At 34.7% G+C, this 19668-nt stretch carries 20 protein-coding genes and 1 tRNA gene; 10 read left to right on the forward strand and 11 right to left on the reverse strand.

What is annotated here, in order from left to right; genetic code table 11:
- The first annotated feature begins 6 nt into the window (after window positions 1–6).
- The 3 genes from OOK82_RS05185 (at window position 7) to dapA (ending at window position 1528) form a co-directional block, all read left to right on the forward strand.
- A tRNA-Arg gene (locus tag OOK82_RS05185) sits at window positions 7–80 on the forward strand.
- A 68-nt stretch (window positions 81–148) separates the two neighbouring features.
- Complete coding sequence (ssb, locus tag OOK82_RS05190; protein ID WP_006014313.1) at window positions 149–631, forward strand: single-stranded DNA-binding protein; 483 nt, start codon at window positions 149–151, stop codon at window positions 629–631.
- A 9-nt stretch (window positions 632–640) separates the two neighbouring features.
- Window positions 641–1528 carry a 4-hydroxy-tetrahydrodipicolinate synthase gene (dapA, locus tag OOK82_RS05195; protein ID WP_264376660.1) on the forward strand — a complete coding sequence of 296 codons (888 nt, stop codon included), beginning with the start codon at window positions 641–643 and terminating at the stop codon, window positions 1526–1528.
- An 80-nt stretch (window positions 1529–1608) separates the two neighbouring features.
- Here dapA and OOK82_RS05200 read toward each other — a convergent pair whose 3' ends face one another.
- On the reverse strand, window positions 1609–2211 hold the full coding sequence (locus OOK82_RS05200) for a hypothetical protein (protein ID WP_264686833.1): 603 nt from the start codon (window positions 2209–2211) through the stop codon (window positions 1609–1611).
- 599 nt (window positions 2212–2810) lie between these two features.
- Window positions 2811–3788, reverse strand: coding sequence for a quinone oxidoreductase family protein (locus tag OOK82_RS05205; protein ID WP_264686832.1), 978 nt, complete (start codon window positions 3786–3788; stop codon window positions 2811–2813).
- A gap of 281 nt (window positions 3789–4069) precedes the next feature.
- Between OOK82_RS05205 and OOK82_RS05210 the strand changes: the two genes are divergently transcribed.
- Window positions 4070–4600, forward strand: a complete 531-nt coding sequence (locus OOK82_RS05210) for an ankyrin repeat domain-containing protein (protein WP_264704536.1) — start codon at window positions 4070–4072, stop codon at window positions 4598–4600.
- Window positions 4601–4644: 44 nt separating this feature from the next.
- Here the strand turns inward: OOK82_RS05210 and OOK82_RS05215 are convergent, their stop codons facing one another.
- The 3 genes from OOK82_RS05215 to OOK82_RS05225 all read right to left on the reverse strand — a co-directional run bounded on the left by OOK82_RS05215 (window position 4645) and on the right by OOK82_RS05225 (window position 7293).
- On the reverse strand, window positions 4645–5181 hold the full coding sequence (locus OOK82_RS05215; RefSeq protein ID WP_010407017.1) for a cytochrome c oxidase assembly protein: 537 nt from the start codon (window positions 5179–5181) through the stop codon (window positions 4645–4647).
- Complete coding sequence (locus OOK82_RS05220) at window positions 5182–5904, reverse strand: Bax inhibitor-1/YccA family protein (RefSeq protein WP_007302228.1); 723 nt, start codon at window positions 5902–5904, stop codon at window positions 5182–5184.
- Window positions 5905–6105: 201 nt separating this feature from the next.
- Window positions 6106–7293, reverse strand: a complete 1188-nt coding sequence (locus OOK82_RS05225; protein WP_250120184.1) for a cysteine desulfurase family protein — start codon at window positions 7291–7293, stop codon at window positions 6106–6108.
- Between the two features lie 134 nt (window positions 7294–7427).
- Here OOK82_RS05225 and OOK82_RS05230 point away from each other — a divergent pair, with 134 nt between their 5' ends.
- Window positions 7428–8126: an alpha/beta hydrolase gene (locus OOK82_RS05230; protein ID WP_010407025.1), complete on the forward strand. Its 699-nt coding sequence runs from the start codon at window positions 7428–7430 to the stop codon at window positions 8124–8126.
- A gap of 246 nt (window positions 8127–8372) precedes the next feature.
- Here the strand turns inward: OOK82_RS05230 and OOK82_RS05235 are convergent, their stop codons facing one another.
- Window positions 8373–9047, reverse strand: coding sequence for an ABC transporter ATP-binding protein (locus OOK82_RS05235; RefSeq protein ID WP_010407030.1), 675 nt, complete (start codon window positions 9045–9047; stop codon window positions 8373–8375).
- Window positions 9048–9073: 26 nt separating this feature from the next.
- Window positions 9074–9520 carry a HesB/IscA family protein gene (locus OOK82_RS05240; protein WP_007302232.1) on the reverse strand — a complete coding sequence of 149 codons (447 nt, stop codon included), beginning with the start codon at window positions 9518–9520 and terminating at the stop codon, window positions 9074–9076.
- Between the two features lie 47 nt (window positions 9521–9567).
- Here OOK82_RS05240 and OOK82_RS05245 point away from each other — a divergent pair, with 47 nt between their 5' ends.
- The gene (locus tag OOK82_RS05245) at window positions 9568–10749 is read left to right on the forward strand and encodes a deoxyguanosinetriphosphate triphosphohydrolase (RefSeq protein WP_010407034.1); all 1182 of its coding nucleotides are present in this window, start codon (window positions 9568–9570) and stop codon (window positions 10747–10749) included.
- Window positions 10749–11987: a bifunctional diaminohydroxyphosphoribosylaminopyrimidine deaminase/5-amino-6-(5-phosphoribosylamino)uracil reductase RibD gene (gene ribD, locus OOK82_RS05250; protein ID WP_264686828.1), complete on the forward strand. Its 1239-nt coding sequence runs from the start codon at window positions 10749–10751 to the stop codon at window positions 11985–11987. Before OOK82_RS05245 ends, ribD begins: the two co-directional genes overlap by 1 nt.
- A 61-nt stretch (window positions 11988–12048) precedes the next feature.
- Here the strand turns inward: ribD and OOK82_RS05255 are convergent, their stop codons facing one another.
- A complete protein-coding gene (locus tag OOK82_RS05255; RefSeq protein ID WP_264686827.1) occupies window positions 12049–12471 on the reverse strand; it encodes a collagen-like triple helix repeat-containing protein in 423 nt (140 codons plus the stop codon).
- A gap of 133 nt (window positions 12472–12604) precedes the next feature.
- Between OOK82_RS05255 and truB the strand changes: the two genes are divergently transcribed.
- From truB to pnp, 3 genes are read left to right on the forward strand one after another with little or no spacing between them, the layout of a single operon-like run.
- A complete protein-coding gene (gene truB, locus OOK82_RS05260; RefSeq protein ID WP_264686826.1) occupies window positions 12605–13693 on the forward strand; it encodes a tRNA pseudouridine(55) synthase TruB in 1089 nt (362 codons plus the stop codon).
- 7 nt (window positions 13694–13700) lie between these two features.
- On the forward strand, window positions 13701–13973 hold the full coding sequence (rpsO, locus tag OOK82_RS05265; RefSeq protein ID WP_015588069.1) for a 30S ribosomal protein S15: 273 nt from the start codon (window positions 13701–13703) through the stop codon (window positions 13971–13973).
- A 14-nt stretch (window positions 13974–13987) separates the two neighbouring features.
- Window positions 13988–16264: a polyribonucleotide nucleotidyltransferase gene (gene pnp, locus OOK82_RS05270; RefSeq protein ID WP_264704537.1), complete on the forward strand. Its 2277-nt coding sequence runs from the start codon at window positions 13988–13990 to the stop codon at window positions 16262–16264.
- A 100-nt stretch (window positions 16265–16364) separates the two neighbouring features.
- Here the strand turns inward: pnp and rpe are convergent, their stop codons facing one another.
- The 3 genes from rpe to OOK82_RS05285 form a co-directional block, all read right to left on the reverse strand.
- Complete coding sequence (rpe, locus tag OOK82_RS05275; RefSeq protein WP_264686824.1) at window positions 16365–17045, reverse strand: ribulose-phosphate 3-epimerase; 681 nt, start codon at window positions 17043–17045, stop codon at window positions 16365–16367.
- Window positions 17046–17292: 247 nt separating this feature from the next.
- The gene (locus OOK82_RS05280) at window positions 17293–18759 is read right to left on the reverse strand and encodes an N-acetylmuramoyl-L-alanine amidase (RefSeq protein WP_264704538.1); all 1467 of its coding nucleotides are present in this window, start codon (window positions 18757–18759) and stop codon (window positions 17293–17295) included.
- A gap of 74 nt (window positions 18760–18833) precedes the next feature.
- Window positions 18834–19661: an EndoU domain-containing protein gene (locus OOK82_RS05285; RefSeq protein WP_264377212.1), complete on the reverse strand. Its 828-nt coding sequence runs from the start codon at window positions 19659–19661 to the stop codon at window positions 18834–18836.
- Window positions 19662–19668 lie beyond the last annotated feature (7 nt).

Genomic DNA, 19668 nt, shown 5'->3' on the forward strand with positions numbered 1-19668 from the left:
ACATCTGCGCTTGTAGCTCAGTTGGATAGAGCGTTGCCCTCCGGAGGCAAAGGTCGTGGGTTCGAATCCCTCCAAGCGCGTTTTTAATTAAATTTGACAATAATACTCTCACATAAGATAATAAAGAGATTTATTTTAAAGCATAATTATGTCTAGTGGTACTATAAATAAAGTCATATTAGTTGGTAATTTAGGAAAAGATCCTGAAATTAGGACTACACAAAATGGAAAAGAGATGGCAAGTTTTTCGATAGCCACATCTGAAAGTTGGACTGACAAATTTTCTGGTACGCGCTCTGAAAAGACAGAATGGCATAATATTGTAATTTTTAGTGAAGGATTAGTAAAAATTGTTAAGGATTTTGCGCGCAAAGGTAGTAAAGTTTACGTTGAAGGTTCTCTGAGAACTAGAAAATGGACTGACCAAAATGGTAGCGAAAGGTATACGACAGAGGTGGTGCTATATAACTTTAATAGTGCCCTTACCCTTTTAGATTCACGCAACAGTATGTCAAACTCTGATTACAAGCCAAGTGAATACAAACAAAATGAAACAGAACAAAAAGATAAACACGGAAGTTTTGACAACGATATAAAAGACGAACTAATCGATGATGAAATACCATTTTAATAACTTCAATTGAAATCTACATTTTTATGGACTGCTTGTGTTACTCCTTTTAATTGCAGTGGAGATAGTATAGATTACCAAAGCTTGCAGCGTTTACTAACAATGCAAGCTGAAGCTGAAAATGGTGTAGTGTTGCTAGGTAGCACAGGTGAAAGCTTATCACTTACTGATTCTGAAAAGCGCACATTAGTTGAATTTGTATGTGAGCTAAAATTAAATACGAAAATTATAATTGGTGTACCAGGAGTGAATCTATATCAGACTCTTGAATGGCTTGATTTTTGCAAGGGTATGCCTATTCATGGCTATCTAATGACAACTCCCATTTATGCAAAGCCTGGAATCATGGGGCAAACTTTATGGTTTGAAAAGCTGCTTGAAAAAGCACATGTGCCAGCCATGCTTTACAATATTCCATCAAGAGCAGGAGTGAGTCTTCACGCTGAAACTGTACGCAACTTATCCAGCCACGAAAAATTTTGGGCTATCAAAGATTCAAGTGGCACCGTTGATACTTTAACTCAGTATAAGAAAGTTGCACCAAATATTGAGGTCTTTTGCGGAGATGATAATATGATACCCGATATGGCTGCTAAGGGTGCGGCTGGTCTGGTTTCTGTTGCTGCCAATGTTTGGCCACGTGTAGTACATGAATATGTTAAGCAATGCATGAGTGGCGAGAACCCTCAGGCAGACAGTTGGCAACAAGCTTGCAAAACTCTATTTACTGCCAGCAATCCAATACCTACTAAAGCACTCTTGCATGACATTGGGCTTATAGAACACAAAACTGTTCGTCTACCACTAAGCACAGAAGACTTGCCTTCTATTGAAACATTGAGGCAAGCTAATAAAATGATTCTTGGATGGAAAAATCAACTAGCTATGCAGGATTAGGACTTGAGCGGATAATTCAATTATACTTAACATGAAAAAAATGAGCTAAATCCTCTTCAAAAACTTCTATCTATCGTTTCTTAAAATACTTCCCTGCACGTATACCCACCAACAATTTTCACATCACTATCAACTGAGCTACCTGGCTGTTTATTTCCTTCTGGAAAAAAGCACTCAATTGCTTTATCAATTAAGAAACTTAAAGAAATATAAGGAATCATACTCACTACAAAAGTTAAAGCACCTATAGCTGCTGGTGATGTAAAACCAAGAGCAACTAGTCCTGCTCCAACTCCAAAAGAAACACCAATACTACTGATAGTATGTGCATAATTTTTAATTTTATATTCAGCGCTGTTGCTATATTCTCTCAAAATTTGTTCATGTTCTTTGGACATGCCTTCTGGTATATCGTTGAGATTTGTAGTTTTTGAGAAAAAACAAGCCTTGATTAAGCCTACTAATAACATTGCAGAACCAATGATTCCACCTGCAATGAGAGGTGGCAAGTTAACATAACTTAGAGCTAAACCTGCAAGAGCCCCAGTAACAGCGCCCATTCCTAGTGCTATTGTTAGTATCACTATTGTGCCTGCTGCTAGTTCTAGTTTTGATCCAATTTTCTTTTCTAGGTTACTTTTTGCTTGCCTCGCCTCTTTTAACTGTTCTCTTGTATAGCTCATAGTATGTACCCTTACTTAAAATTAATAATATAATACTAGCATTTTTAGTTTATATAGTCAATTTATTAAGTAATTTTAATTGACTTTCAGCAAACTTTAGCCTTATATGTATGGTCCCAGAGTGTAATGGTATATAAAACATGAGAACAAAATGCCATTAAAGGAGAACTTATGATTACTGGATATATCAGAACAACAGAGACAATTCATAAAGCAATGTAAACTTTCTAAGTACTATAACCTCAACTCTAAAACTATTGTAAAACAGAAAAAAGCATTCATTTAAAAGAAAAATAACAGCTCCATATACTATTAAAGTGATAATACTTATAATGTTAGATGTGACACCAAATCTAATTTGAAATATAACTTATTTACTCAGCTTCTTTTGAAACTACTGTGAACATAATATCTATAGATAAAACATCGCATTACCACGCCACTAACGAGTAGCAGAATGACAAGTTTTTCAAACTAGTCCGGTAAAAATCTCAGTCAGTTCAGCTGTATGCTTTTAACTTTCCCAAAAAGAGAATTAACCATATGAAATTCTTGTTGATATGACTTAATGAATAATTATTTTAGGTTACTAATTTATTTTAAGAAACTTTGATGATATTTAGCCCACTTATTTTTCTATTTTCCATGTCACGATGAGCCCCTATTATTTCATCAAATTTATATTTTTTATTAATTCGTACGATTAAAAGTTTTTTTCTTATCATCTCGAATATTTCCATTGCAGTAAGCACTAATGTAAATTTATCATGCTTATAGTGATATATCGAAGTTCCAGCTGCAAATAACGAACGCGAACTAAGTAAAGAGAAATTAATAGGAGCATTACCTGATATCTGCCCATAGGAAACATATATGCCAAACTTACCCAAAGATTCAAAAGAGAGCTTGCTTGTAGCGTAACCTATAGGGTCATACACTGCACCTACTCCTCTATTTTTCGTAATCTCCATGATTTTAGAAACGAAATCTTTATCATTGTAGTTTATTGCGTATGTGCAGCCATTTTGTAAAGCTATCTTCATTTTTTCGTCAGAGCTTATAGAACCTATCACTATACCTTTTTTATCCTTTGCCCATTGGCATATTATTTGCCCCAAACCACCATTAGCTCCATGAACTAGTACAAAAGCACCAGGCCTGATTTTATAAGATTGATTAACTAAATAGTGAGCTGTCATACCTTTAAACAATACTGCAGCAGCAACTTCATCAGGTATATCATTCGGAATTTTTATCAAATATTTCTGGTGTACAATGCGCTTTTCACAATATGCCCCTGGAGGAGCTGTGCAATATCCAACTCTATCTCCAACCTTAAGTCCATCACTAATTTTTTTACCAAGCTTTTCAACAACTCCTACTGCCTCTACTCCAAGTACTGATGGCAGATCTTTAATTTTGCGTGTACCTTTTCTGTGTTCTAAATCATAACGATTTAAGCCGATAGTTGTATGACGTATTAAGACTTCCTCATCTTTTGGCTCACCTATGCTCTTATCTACAAATTCTAATACTTCTGGCCCCCCAGTTTTTTTAATTTGTATAGCTCTAACCATGATAAATGTAAGACAAAAACTTTAATTATGTTATCTAGCAATTAATATTTTGCAAAATGTTATTTAGAGTTTATACACTACATAAGCGTATTGTTAATAGTTTTGAGGCACAAATTATGACAAACAGAGAAACTTGGCTTTATGGTGTTTTATTCAATGTGTTGTGTGAAGTGGATGAAGATGACGATTTAGATACCAATAATAAAAATAAAAGAAAGGTTAAAATGTAAAATGCAAAAATCAGATAAAAAAGGAGACTATTGTAAATATTTATATACTTCTTGGGAAAAAAAGGATTTGATATTAATCACAGATTTGACTTGAAAGATTATGATGGCTTTCCAATAGATAGTCTTTTTTCCATCGCCATTAACTATAAACCGTACACTTTAACAAATCTAGCGCAAGTTTTAATAAAAGCAGGAGCTAATGTGCAAAACGAAAAAGGATATTTACATACCTGTGTTTTGACCCATTCTCCGGACATATTAAAGGCTCTCATAAAAGCGGGAGTGAATGATAGCTCAGATGAAAACTACAATGGAAACACTGCTTTAGAGTGTGTTGCTGAATTATATTGTAAGGATAAGTCAATTGAACGCAAAAATTGCTGTGAGATTCTAATTAAGCATACATTAGAAAAAAATCCCAACATAGAAATACCAGATTCTGTAAAAAATAATAAGGAGTTGGCTCAATGTTGGAATGCTTGTGAAGCAAATAATGAAGGATGGGAATTAGCAACAACGAACACTGAAACACAAGTAGTCAGTGTGCAAAAAGCAAATAAGAGCTCCTGCTCAATTCAATAGATGTATCGTACAACCTTGTTCGGATTACAATAGGAAAAGGTTTGTTATTTAAGCTTAAAAAACGTATATGATAGTGTTATTTCACTTAAATCTTTTGTACTATTGTCACGCATTATTTCAGGGTCTACGTAAAAGGATACGGGCATAGCCGCTTTTTGTTTTGGTAGCAGCATTTGCTCTTCAAAACAAAAGCATGCAACTTTATTGAAATATTTACCTGCTTTAAAAGGTGTGACATTATACACTGCCATTCCAAAAGAAGGCTGATCAGATAAATTTTTTGCATAATAAAATACTAAACTTTGTTGCCCTATATTTGTATCGATGTAGTTAGTTTCTGATTTAAATTCCCAAGGCAGACCTGATATTATATCAGCATTAAGGTGAACCCTGATTTTTTGGTCAGTTGCATTTATTGTTGCATTAGTTACTTTTCTCGTTGTGCCACCATATCCAGTAGCTTTACAAAAGATGCTATACAACGGTACTGAAGCATATGCAAGACACAGCATCAATACCACTAAAGATATTAGAAGGAAAACTATAGAACTTTTATTGTTTCCCCTTAAAAAGGAAATCATCTAATCCTTATTGTTGAACAAGTTAAGTAACCTGAGTAAATTGAGGAATATATTGATGAAGTCAAAGTAAAGATTAGTTGCACCAAGTATTGCCAGCTTAGTAGTTGCAACTTCTGAGCCATCATTATATCTATAATAAACATCTTTGATTCTCTGAGCATCGTATGCGGTCATTAAAGTAAACACTATCACTGATACAAACGATATTGCAAAATAGAGAGGACTGCTTCCAAGAAACAGATTAACTATAGATGCAATGATTAACCCCCAGATTCCCATAATCAAAAAAGAACCCATGCTGGTAAGATCTTTTTTTGTAGTATTACCATATAAAGCCATAGAACCAAACATGATCGATGTAATGAAAAATGCTCTCGCTATATTTTCTGCAGTATAAATTATAAAAATATGAGATAAAGAAATTCCCATTAAAACTGAGAATAGAAAAAATACAGTAAGTGTTGACTGAGCACTTAGGTGTTGAAGCCTAAAAGACATATAAAACACCAATGCAACTGGAGATAGCATTACCACAAGCGATAGAACAGGATTGGAATAGATCACCTGGAAAAGACCAGAAAACACTGTTAAAAACGCAACAAGCCCTGTAACACCTAAAGCTAAAGCCATATAATTGTATACTTTAGTTAGGTAACTCCTGAGTCCAGCACTATAATAAACGCCCTGAGAGCGAATATCCTGTTCGTTTTTCATATAAGACATATGTAACTCCTTATTATCTCTTGATGATATATTATAATACAATACAGCGTTTTTATCAAGTATAAAATGACATACTACAATTGAATGGTGTGGTATGCAATTAGAGAATTTCTTCCATAACTATAAGCAAATCGGTTTTCAGCAGCATTTAACTATTATAACAACCTCTGGCAATAGAAATTACTTTCACCATTCCCTCTATCATGATTTAAGGGGAATGGTGAAAGTAGTTTTTGCATTTACTAAAGCATTCTTCTTATAGATACTATACCAACAATCCACTATTTTTTCTATGTCTCGCGGTTTAACCTCCGGACCTATACTGATTCTAATTGAACATTCTGCTTGCTCTTTTGTTGCTCCCATTGCAAGCAAAACATGAGAAGGCCCAACTTTTCCAGAAGAACATGCAGAACCATTGCTGACTGCAATATTATTTAAGTCAAAGCACATGAGCTGCAGATCATTCTTCACTCTCGGCATATAAATGAAACTTGTATTTGGCAATCTTTTAGAATTTCTGCCAAAGATCTTGATATCACTGACAAGACTTAATAACCCATACTCCAATTGATCACGCAGCTTCTCTACTTCATCCATCTTTGATAGAAGATCTGGAATGTTTTGCAATGCAGCAGAAAGACCTACTATTGCAATAATGTTTTCTGTACCACCACGCAATCCTTTTTCTTGCCCACCACCTATTATAGTAGGTTCTATTACAAGCTTTTTGTCAAAAATTAAAACTCCACTACCTGCTATACCACCAAATTTGTGAGCAGATAAAGTAAGTAAATCCACTCCTAAATCTTCCATATTTACTTTGATTTTCCCAACACTTTGAGCAGCGTCAGTGTGACAGATTGCCCCGAATTTATGTGCCATTTTAGCTATTTCCTTAACAGGCTGGATAACTCCAGTTTCGTTATTAGCCATCATCACTGAAATTATTACTTTATTCCCTTCAAGTTCGCTTAGAATTTTCTCTAGCTCTAAAAAGTCAATAATACCCTCTTGATTAACGGGTATTATATGTGGATTACATGCAGAATTAAGAATTGAAGGATGCTCTATAGCTGAAATTACATGCAGATAGCCTTTCATTCCTCTCATGACGAGGTTGTTTGCTTCAGTTGCACCAGACGTAAAAACTATTTCTTTATCATCTGGAATGCTAAGAGCATCACGTACGTTATCTCTTACCTCTTTAAGAATCTTCCTCGCTTCTTGTCCTCTTTTATGCAGCGATGATGGATTTAGTGTTTGTTTCGACAAAATCTCAAGTATACTTTTTTTTACATTTTTACTCACTGGAGCAGTTGCATTATAATCAGCATACACGCAACTACTGTCTTCCAGAGAGAATAAACTCACAGGCTTATTTGTCACTTACCATCAACCAATTATGTATGTTAACTTTAACACGATAAAAATTTATTGCAAAAACAGGGAAATTAATACATAATTAATAAACAATTTACATTATCAACACCTGTCAAAACAGGTTTTTATTAGGAGTTATCATGGTAGAAGTCTTTTTAAATAATTCAACAAAAAAGATAGAAGGTAGATACCATCAAAGCAAAGATACCAATGCACCAGTTGTGCTAATTTTACATCATCACCCTCAATATGGTGGTAGTATGGATAGTAAGATTATACATACTATATATGAATCTTTTATCGATAATAACTTTTCTGCATTGACAATTAATTTTCGTGGTGTCGGAAAATCTACCGGAACTTTTGATAAGGGTATAGGAGAATTAACTGATGCTGCAGTAGCTATTGATTGGCTTCAGGAGCATAACTCTAACAATGTTCCAATTTGGATAGTTGGTTTTTCTTTTGGAGCATGGGTAGCTATGCAATTGACAATGCGCCGTCCAGAGATAGTAAGTTTTGTTGCCCTTTCTCTTCCAGCAACTAAGTACGATTTCTCTTTTCTCTCTCCTTGCCCAGTTCCTGGACTTATAATACAAAGTAATAATGATACAATTTCAGAAGAAAGCGATGTAACAGAATTAGCACAAAGGTTAATAAATTCGGTAAAAAATAACCATATGGAATACCATATAGTAGACGACACTAACCACTTTTTAAGGGATAAAGAAGAGGAAGTAGCTCAAATTATAGATAATTATATAAAACTACGCTTAAACAGTGCAGTCACTTCCTCCAAAAAAGTTAAAAAAGAGATAAGGGTAAAAGAATATGCCTAACTTTACAAATGAGAGAAATGAACGTATTAATATAAATAAAAAAAGTCTTGTTATGTTTAGGCAATTATTATTTCTCGTTTTAGCAATGTTTATGCTGTCAGGATGCTTTCTAAGTAAACAGCGTAAGTTAAAGAGTCCGTGTATAAAAAATAATGAAAGCATTTCATGCGAATTACACTCTGTTAATGACCATTGGTTAAATAAGTACAAGTTATAGGTAGCTTTGTATTGTACTGTTTCTTCCATTTACAGCTTTACTAATGATCGGTTTTTTAACTGAAAAATGTGATCTGCTTTTTCTGCAAGGATATAGTTGTGTGTTACTATAAGCATAGAGCTGTTATTTTCCTTTACATATGAATGTAACAGCAAAAATACATTCAAAGAATTTGTTGGGTCTAAATTTCCCGTTGGCTCATCTGCAAGTAAAAGCTTTGGAGAGTTTACAATGCTTCTTGCAATTGCAACCCTCTGCCTTTCTCCACCAGAAATTTCAGATACCATACTACTTGCTTTATTTTCCAGACCAAATTTTTCTAATATTGCTTGCGATTTTTTTTTTGCTTCAGCTTTGCTTCTTCTTGCAATAAGCTGAGGAAGCATAACGTTTTCCAACACTGATAACTCTTGTAATAAATAGTGAAATTGATAAACAAAGCTAAGAAAATTTCTTCTTACATGAGTTTTATATTTATTGCTGGCTTGCGTACAATTTACTCCATCTATTGTCACTACACCTAAAGTTGGCTTATCCAATAGGCCTGCAATTTGCAATATAGTTGTTTTTCCTGATCCTGAACTGCCGATCAATGCAACTACTTGCCCTCTTGTAAGACTCAGATTGATATCTTCTACAATAGCAGGACTTTTTTTGAAGCTCTTACTTACAGAAGCTAGCTCTAGTGTTACACCACCACCCATATTATAAAAAGATCCAGGAGGGAGAATTAGACCGAGAAACTGTTACCACAACCACATCGAGACTTAGCGAGAGCATTCTTGATTTGAAAACCAGAACCACTTAGATCTTCAGTATAATCTATAGTTGAGTTATTTAAAAATTTCGCTGAACAATTATCAACCATTAATACAGGGTTTCCATTCTCATCATTAATTACTATATCTTTACCTTTTTCACTAAAACTGGAGTGGCTTCTATAATCCTCGCTATCTTCGTCATCGTCAAAATCGTCGTCTTCATCATCGTCAAAATCGTCATCCAAAGACATCTTCTTATTTATTTGATCCATAAGAAAATTATACTTGAAGCCAGAGCATCCACCACCTGAAACTGCAACCCGCAAAATAGAACTCTCATCTCCTTCCTGTTCTACAAGGGAGTGGATTTTCCTTAATGCATTGTCAGTTAAGCTAATATTGTAATCTGTTGACATAACAACCACCGTTCATTATTGATAACCTATTATAGTAGAAATTTTACATGTCAAACAATAATTTTCTATTAAGTTACGCGTGCTTTCCAAATAAAACAAAAGGAAGAAATTTTAAAGAGCCAGAAGATGAAAATCGCAGCTGCTTTCAGCGTGATAGGGACCGCATTATTCACTCTAATGCGTTTAGGAAATTGGGGTACAAAACACAAGTTTTTATCAATTATGAGCATGATTACTATCGTACTCGGCTAACTCATAGCCTTGAAGTTGCACAAATTGCAAGATCCATCGCACGCAGGCTCAGATTAGATGAGGACATCACTGAATGCATAGCGCTTGCACATGACCTTGGTCATCCTCCATTTGGTCACACAGGTGAGAATGCTCTAGTTCAAATTGATAACGAGAAGTATAAGTTTGATCATAACGTTCAAGCTATAAGGATTTTAACTTATCTTGAACAAAAACATGCTGACTTTAATGGTATGAATCTAAGTTGGGAAGTGATTGAAGGCGTTGCAAAGCATAACGGTCCTTTACTCGGTCAAAATACGGTATCCCACACAAATAATCAGCTACTATTAGAATACAATGAAAAATATGATCTAAAGCTTGAAGAATTTTCAAGTCTTGAAGCACAAGTTGCTTCGATTGCTGATGACATTGCTTATAGTGTTCATGATCTTGATGATGCACTCAGGGCAAATTTAGTAATAACCGAAGATTTGCTCGATGTTCCTTTAATTGGCAAAATGTTCAAAGAAGTAAAAAGCGAATATTCAGAATTGGCTCAAAGCAAACTCATACATGAATCACTGAGTAGAACTATAGGAATTATGATAAATGATGTCGTTTTTCAGACTGAAAGAAATATTAAAGACTACAAAATAAAAAGCGTAGAAGATGTAAGAGGTCTAAATACAATGCTAGTCACATTTTCACCAGAAATTGCAAATGCCACAAAAGAGATGAAAAAATTTAACATGGAAAAAATATACAGAAGTTATAAACTGACCAGAACAATGAACAAAGCAAAACGTATAGTACAGGAGCTTTTTCAATGTTTTTATGAAAACCCAAGGTTATTACCCACAGAGTGGAACAAGCTTGCTTGTGAATCTCAGCGTTCAGTAATAATATGTGATTATATCTCAGGTATGACAGATAGATTTGCCATACACGAGCACAGAAGAATTTTTGATACCTCATACGAAATGACTTCTTTCTAATGACCGATGATTATTTCATGTCGATCGCATTAAAACTTGCAGAAAAAAGTCTTGGAAGTGTTGCACCAAATCCCGCTGTTGGATGTATCATTGTAAAAGATGGTATGATAATTGGTGAAGGCTACACAGGAATCGGTGGACGTCCACATGCAGAAGTAATTGCTCTACAAAATGCTAAAGATTTAACTCATGGTGCAACTATGTACGTCACTCTTGAACCATGCTGCCACTTTGGAGTTACAGAACCTTGCACTGCAGAAATCATAAGATCTGGAATAAAAATGGTGGTGATTGCAACAATTGATCCAGATAGTAGGGTTTCAGGTAGAGGGATAAAAGCTTTAGCAGATGCAGGAATTGAAGTAAAACAAGGGATTATGCAGAAAGAAGCAGAGAAACTAAATGTTGGCTTTTTTACCACTAAGAAACTCCATAGACCATTTATAGCTTGCAAAATCGCAACAACTCTCGATGGAAAAATCGCAACGTTTACAGGTGATAGCAAATGGATAACAAGCGAAGATACGAGAAATTGGGTACATGAGCTCAGAGCAAAATATGATGCAATTATGATTGGCAGTAGTACCCTTATCAATGACGATCCACTCTTAACTTGCAGATTACCAGGACTCGAAGAAAGGTCGCCAATAAGGCTAATTATCGATAGCCAAGCAAAATTGCAGGAAGAGCATAATATTGCAAAGACTGCAGACAAAATAACAACTTGGGTGATTACAAACAGAGAAATAGAGAAAAAAATAAAAAACATTAATTATTTGATAGTCAATTCAAATCACAAACCTCCTGTTATTCCAGATGTTATCCCAACACACTCTCCTGTCATTCCAATGCCTTCTCCTGTCATCCCAGTGCCCAGACACTGGGATCCAGAAAACTTCAAGCAATTGCGTAGTGAAAACTGGATTCCAGTGTCAAGCACTGGAATGACATCAGATCGAAAAGTCTGCCTAAAAGACATGGCATCAAAACTTGTTTCAGAAATTGGTATAACAAGGTTATTAGTTGAAGGTGGAGGAGTGTTAATTACAGAGTTATTGAAGCACGATTTAATCGATAGGCTGATAATCTGCCGCAGTGGTAAAATTTTAGGTAATGATGCCACTCCTTTTGTAGGGAATTTAGAGATTGAATCCATCAATAACTGCCATAAATTCAAAAAAGTAGAGATAATAGAGTTCAGTGAGGATGTAGTTGAGGTGTGGGATAGATTACCGTAACTCTTCTCAAATGAAAAAAAGAGGCAGAATCATCTCTACCTCTTGTGCTATTTAGCTAGTATTAAATCTTAAGTGCGTATTTGTTATCAAGTGTTTTAGTAACATCAGGATCTTCTAAGAGAGCTTTAACTTTTTCTTTGAAATCGTTGTCAGAAAGTACTGTACCTTGAGGTCCTTGGTCACCTTTCTCACCCTGAGGTCCTTGTTCGCCTCTTTCACCCTTTTCACCCTTAGCATTTTCTATTGCACTCATTTGCTGATATGAAGCATAAGCTGCTGCGGCAAAATATACAGCGGCAATAAATAGAACTGCAATTCCAGCAGGGCTAGCAATAAGCGCTAAAGACGTAGGTCCAGCAATTACTTTAGTAGCAATCAATACTGTTGTTATTGCTGCTGCTAAAGATGCAGTTGCAACTGTACCTTCAATACTCATTTTCGTTATGGGTGCTATATTTTTCAATTTCCATATACTTGTAATCATAATCACTTCCTCCTAATTAAGGTTTATAAAAAGTTAATTATATATTAAGAATGCACACTAGTCAAGCATTTGTATTAACAACTTAATATTTTATCTACTTTCTAAATTGTTACTAATTATGTAAGATTGATACATGGTAAATGGCTGGCTGAATCTTGATAAACCAACAGGAATGAGTTCTGCACAAGCTGTAACTCAAATTAAAAGGATTTTTGGAATAAAAAAAGCCGGCCATCTGGGAACACTTGACCCTTTGGCTTCAGGTGTATTGCCGATCGCTCTTGGTGAAGCAACAAAAACTATACCGTATTTATCTTGTGACTTAAAGGCATACAATTTCACAATCAAATGGGGAAAGCAAACAACTACGGACGATTTAGATGGTGATATTATTAGAACTAGCAATATAAAACCTGAATATAACCAAATAAATTGTGTGATTAAGGATTTTATTGGTGAGATAACACAAACTCCTCCTCAATTTTCAGCAGTGAAAATCAAGGGAGCAAGAGCATATAAATTAGCAAGAAGTGGGCAAAAGGTAAATATAAAACCTCGACAAGTCAAAATACATGAACTAAAGATGATATTTTTGGACACCATAAATAATATTGCCGATTTTTCTATGATCTGCGGTAGCGGCGTATATGTAAGATCAATTGCAAGAGATCTTGGAATTGAATTAAATTGTTTTGGACATATTACACAATTAAGAAGAACGATGGTAGGTGATTTTAAGGAAGATGAATCAGTGACAATTGAGCAACTTACTAAAAAAAACACAACAACTTACTCTCCCCAGTGCTTGACACTGGATACAAATACTTACAAATCATGTAATGGACAAAAGATTCTAGGAGCATATGTCAAAAACAATGTTCGTGATGAAATAGGCTTGATCCCAGTGTCAAGCACTGGGATGACATCGGAGGGTGGGATAACAGAGGGAGGTGGGATGGCAGAAGATGATGTAGTGACAGGAGGTAATACAAAAAGTTTCATCATCCCCATTGAATCGGCTTTAAAATCGATGTTCAAAGTTGAAATTTCCTTAGAGGAAGCGGAGAAAATCAGAAAAGGTCAAGAAATTATATTAAATAACTTGCGTAATTTAAAGAATTATGATATTTTTTGTACGATAGTGGGTAATGTACCTATTGCAATTTGCAGTTTTACTCATGGTTATGTGAAGCCTATTCGTGTTTTTAATATTTTGAAATGAGGTTTAGATGTCAATAACATCCCAAAAGAAAAAAAGTTTGATTAGTACATATGCAATTAAAGAAGATGATACAGGTTCATCTTTTGTACAGTGTGCAATTTTAACCGAGAGAATCAGTAATTTAACTGAGCATTTTAAAACGCATAAGCATGACCATAATTCTAAGCGCGGTTTACTTATATTGATAGGTAGAAGGCGCAAGCACTTAAATTATATAAAACGTAAATTTGGTAATGAAGCCTATCAAGAGTTAATAGAGAAGTTAGGCATTAGAAAATAATCGAGGAATTTTGTATGTTTGAAATTATAAAAAAATCTATAGATTGGGAGGGGCGTACCTTATCTTTAGAAACTGGGAAAATAGCACGTCAAGCTGATGGTTCAGTAGTTGTAAATTATGGAGATACTTCTATCTTAGTCACTGTTGTACGAAAAAAGAAGGAAGAAAGTGTTGATTTTCTCCCTTTAAATGTGCAGTTTATTGCAAAAAGTTATGCCATGGGTAAGATTCCTGGTGGTTTTTTTAAAAGAGAAGGAAAACCATCTGATAGAGAAACTTTAATTTCAAGAGTAATAGACAGAAGTATAAGGCCGTTATTTCCTGAAGGTTTTCATGATGAAATTAGTGTAGTATGTAATCTATTAACTTACGATACAGTCAATTCTCCTGAAGTACCAGCATTGATAGGTACCGTCGCAGCTCTTGCAATTTCTGGTGTTCCTTTCCACTTTACTATAGCTGGAGTCATGGTCGGTTGTGATGAAAATAACAATTATATACTCAATCCTTCCGTTCAAGAGATGAAAGCAAGCAACTTGGATCTGTTTTTGTCTGGTGATGAAAATTCGATCTTAATGGTCGAATCGGAAGTCAAAGAGCTCTCTGAAGAAAATGTTTTGAGTGCAATAAAATTCGGCCATGAACATCTTCAACCTGTTATTAAGCTTATAAAAGAATTTGCTGATACAGTAGGCAATAAACCTGAAAGCTTTGCTCCTGTTGATATATCAGATATAACTCAAGAACTTGAAAAATATCGAAAAGACTTTGAAGAAGCATATTCAAAAACAGTAAAACAAGAGCGAGTTCAAGCTCTAGAAGTAGTCAGGAATAATATATTGAATACTCTTAAAGAGGCTGGAAAAGACGAAAAGTTAATTACTTATGCAGTAAAAAGCTTTGAAAGATCTTTAGTGCGTGAAATGATTAGAAGGAAAAGTGTGAGGATAGACAGACGTAAGTATGATGAAATACGCCAGATAGAAATTGAGGCTGACATTCTACCTAAGACTCACGGTTCTGCGCTATTTACAAGGGGTACCACTCAGGCACTAGTTGTTACTGCTCTTGGTACTACACAAGACGAGCAAATTGTGGATGACATTGAAGGGGATAGACGTGAACATTTTATGTTGCATTATAATTTTCCTCCATTTGCTGTTGGAGAGGCTTCTGCTATACGCGCACCAGGAAGGAGAGAAATTGGTCATGGTAAACTTGCTTGGAAAGCAATTCATCCTGTTTTACCTGATAAATCTGAATTTCCTTATACAATAAGGGTAGTATCTGAGATTATGGAATCTGATGGTTCTTCTTCTATGGCAACAGTTTGTGGAACTTCCATTGCATTAATGGATACAGGTGTGCCAATAAAGGCTCCCGTTGCAGGAATTGCTATGGGTCTCATCAAAGACAAAAATGAGCATATAATACTTTCTGATATACTGGGCGATGAAGACTATCTTGGTGATATGGACTTCAAAGTAGCAGGAACTAGCGAAGGGATTACAGCACTGCAGATGGATATGAAAATTCCTGGTATAAGCTTTGAAATTGTTGAAAAATCTTTAGAACAAGCAAAAGTCGGAAGATTACATATCTTAGAAAAAATGAATGCAGTAATTTCAGAACATCGTAAGGATATAAAAGATCATGTACCAAGAGTGTTATCGTTTTATATAGATAAAGATAAAATTTCTGCAGCTATTGGTGCTAAAGGAAAAAATATACGCAGTGTATGTGAAAGAAGTAATGCAAAAATTGAAATAGGGGATGACGGTAAAGTTTCTGTTTTTGCCATTAGTAGTACTGAAGCTGAAGCTGCAAAGAATATGATGATTGATTCAATAACAGAGCTAGAACAAGGTTCTATAATTGATGCTAAAGTTGTAAAGATAGAGAAGTCTATTGTAGAGCTAGAACTTCTTAATGGAAGAAAAGGAAAAATGCATATAAGCGAGGTAGCTAATCAACATGTAGAGTCCATTGAGGATATACTTAAACAGGGTGATACCTTCAAAGCTTTGATAATTGACTTTGAAAAAGGTGGATGTCCAAAATTATCAAGACGTCGTGTTGATCAAGAAACAGGTGAATTTTTTGAAGGTAAGCTTTACAATGAAGAAAGGAGAGATGGTTTAAATAATAGGGATAATTATTATAACAACTCGTTTAATAAAAAACCTGGAGATAATTATCATAGTAATAGACCTACTCGTCCTCGTTCTGGTTTTAGTAATAGAAACAGACCAAAATTTGGTAATAATGACTCATCATCAGGTTTCTATTGAGGTTGAACTTACTTTCTATTATCTCAGTGTCGAAGCACTGGGATAATAGGAATTTTTAAAACTGACAAGATAACAAAAATGGTTTGTGTTATCTACAGGGTTATAACGAAAGATTTTTAAGATCGTTTATAGCCTTTTTCATGTCTTCAGCTTTAAATATTGCTGATCCAGCAACTAATATATTTGCACCTGCTTTTATTATATCAGCTGCGTTAGAAAAGTTAACTCCACCATCTACTGAAACTTGCGTTTTAAGGTTACGGTCCTGTATCATTTTCTTTATAATAGATATCTTGTGCAGCTGCAAATGAATAAACTCTTGTCCTCCAAATCCAGGATTAACTGTCATAATTAGCACAATATCTAGCTCATGTATTATATACTCAAGCACGCTTGGAGAAGTTGAAGGGACAATTGAAACTCCAACTTGTATTGTTTTTTTTGTATCATTTATGTTTTTATATGATTTTATCCTTTTTACTAGCCTCTCAAGATGTATCTCTGCTTCTGCATGTATAGTGATAATATCAGCACCAGCATTTATAAAGCTTTCAATATGGTCACCAGGAGATTTAACCATTAAGTGTACATCAAAAGGAAGATTGCTATATTTACGTATTGCAGAGATAACATTCGGACCTATTGTAATATTTGGAACAAAATTTCCATCCATAACGTCTATGTGTATATAATCTACATCCAAGTCGCTAATTCTTTTTACTTCCTCTCCTAATTTTGCAAAGTCTGCTGAAAGTATAGAAGGTGCAATTTTTATACCCATGGGTTACTTTCTACCAAAAATAAAAAAGTAACTTATTTTTTAAACTCTGTCATCCCAATACCACATGAGTCTCATTTAGAAATTTTTTTATATCCTACGTGTAATTGCAACCTTTGAATTATCTTGTTCAGGTTGAACCATAAATAGTTTTCACCACAAAAAATTGTTAGCATAAGTAAAAAAACGTAGTGCTTGTAATTCATCCAATATTTTCCTCTGCCCATACATCTGGCCATTGTAATACTCATTAGACTTCTTTCTTCGCCTTTTCTAAATATTCCAACACAGTTTCATGCAGCGCAGTCCAAGACATTTTCTTTTCCATATTCGGTATAAATTTTTGTTTCCAAGTGTCCTTAAATTCTTGAAACCACTGCTTCTCAAAGTTTTGGAAATCAGATAAAACTTCTGACCTAAACCCATTAATTAAATTCGAGACTTCTATAGCCTTTTCAGGGCTTATAGACTTAAAAGACAATATTTCATTCTTTAAAACATCTAGCTTCTCAAATGAATTAAGCTTAAATGGAATATAAAGCGAGGATCTTATATTATACCTTAGATAAGAGTCGTAATATAGCTTAATCTTGTACATGAGCGTAGCAAATGCACTAGAAGAAATATTATTTTCATATTCTGCAAGAGAAGATAATAAACGCTTGTAATCCTCTTCATTCAAAAATGGTGGTTGTAAACTTGATTCAATTTTATTATTAAAAGATGTGAATCTGTTGAAAATACAATTGCCATATTCGCTTAAAAATTCAGGCAAAATATCTTCCTGTTCTAATTTTAGAGGCAAGTCTTTTCTAATCTCTTTCGGCAAATGATGCATTGAAAACTGATTAATAACCCACGCAAAATTCTCATCAAACTCATTTGAGTAATCAGCATTATTGTCAGCGTTACCTTCTTTATCATTCCAAGGCAGTATTTTATAAAAAAAATTGTTCAACCTTTTTTTTAATTTCAAAATACTTTCACTCTTATCGCCTACCTTATATAAAACCTCTTCTACTTTTTGTCTTGCGTCTTGAGAACTGATTCTATCACCTATATGCAGTCCAATGCCATTTCTCTCCAATAACTCCCAATCAAACAACTTATGTGGGTCAGGTTTACGCATTGCGTAGCCTTCAATGGCTGAGTTATATACTATAGTACCTATTTCAGCGTGACTAAATATCATATCTTTTCTAATCTTAAAGCGCTTCATGAGGTACAAAATCAGATCTTTAACAGATTTCATTTGCTCTTCTGGAAAAGGCTCAAGCCCTGTGTTTACAATCTCTATACCTATAGAATAATCATTCAGTTTTCGTAGCTCTTCAATCACATTATCTACTTGAACTTTCGCATAACTTATACCAGCATGCCACGCTCGTTTTTCGAGTGGAACCATCAGAGTAATGCTACCATCCCTATCAACAATAAGCTGTACTGATATACCTGAAGAATTTAATGCGCATTTTGTGCTTTTTAATGTTGGTGATTCGGTATGATGCACCACCACCATCAACACTTTTTTGCCTTCCCTATCATCATAATTTGAATTTGACGCAGGATCTAAAAATATTGGATTTTTTAATGATGTTTTCAAATCTTGAAAATCGTTCTCGATATCAATTAAGCAAGATTGCTGTCCATATACAAGAGGCGCTACAAGCAGCAACAGAAATAAAACAGACAAACATTTTTTTACTATAAGTCTCATGCAGCTTTACAAATTGCCCACAATATAACTAAATTAACATAATACGCATAAAATGTTTACTTTTTTTCAGCTAATCAAGGCTTGCTACAGCTACAATTAGTACTTTTATCATTACATTTTGGTGTTAAGTCAGGATAGAACGTAAGTATAGCGTCATTCTTTCTCACAAACACTGATTGATAATTGGCATCTTCCATTTTATACAGACACATTCCATCTTCTCCCAATTCCTTAAACGCCTTAGTTGCAGAAACTAAAATATCATCAGCATGAAGGTTATGTGCATACCCATTTGGGCACTTAACTTTTACTTCTCCACCCTTACCTAAGTATTTCATTCCAAACGTGTAAACAGGTGGCTTAATATCTAATTTATTGCACAGAGATTTATTACCCCAAATTGCACCCGCCCACTTATTTTCTTGAGCTTCAACATATCTACCTACAAAATGCATACCACCAAGTCCCAATCTATCTGGTTCACCACAAAAAATATGTCCAAATCCTATAGTTTCTTTCTCAACTCCGCTATTTGTAAACCAAATCTTAGTCAATTCATCTTTAAATAACCCCAAGCCTGCATTTGGTGTAGCCACTTGATGATCGAGCTTATCGTATATCCTTTTCACCACTTCTTGATGCTGCGGACAATCGAGCAAAATTCTAAAATCTTCTTCATCAGGGTGTGTTCCCCAATCTCCACAAACTCTTAATACTCCTCTATCAAAATCAGTCAGCTCCGGAAGTGGTGGAATATAGTCTGGATCTGAAGAATCTGTTTTGAAAAACGGCTCAAAGCCAATTTGTGAATTTGCATCATTGAGATAATGCTCCTTAATGTAAAAAACAAATCCTATTACTGGTATTATTAAGCACAAGATTAACTTAGCTATTTTCGACATAATCATA

It is taken from the genome of Wolbachia endosymbiont (group B) of Apotomis betuletana, assembly GCF_947250475.1.
GTDB lineage: Bacteria > Pseudomonadota > Alphaproteobacteria > Rickettsiales > Anaplasmataceae > Wolbachia.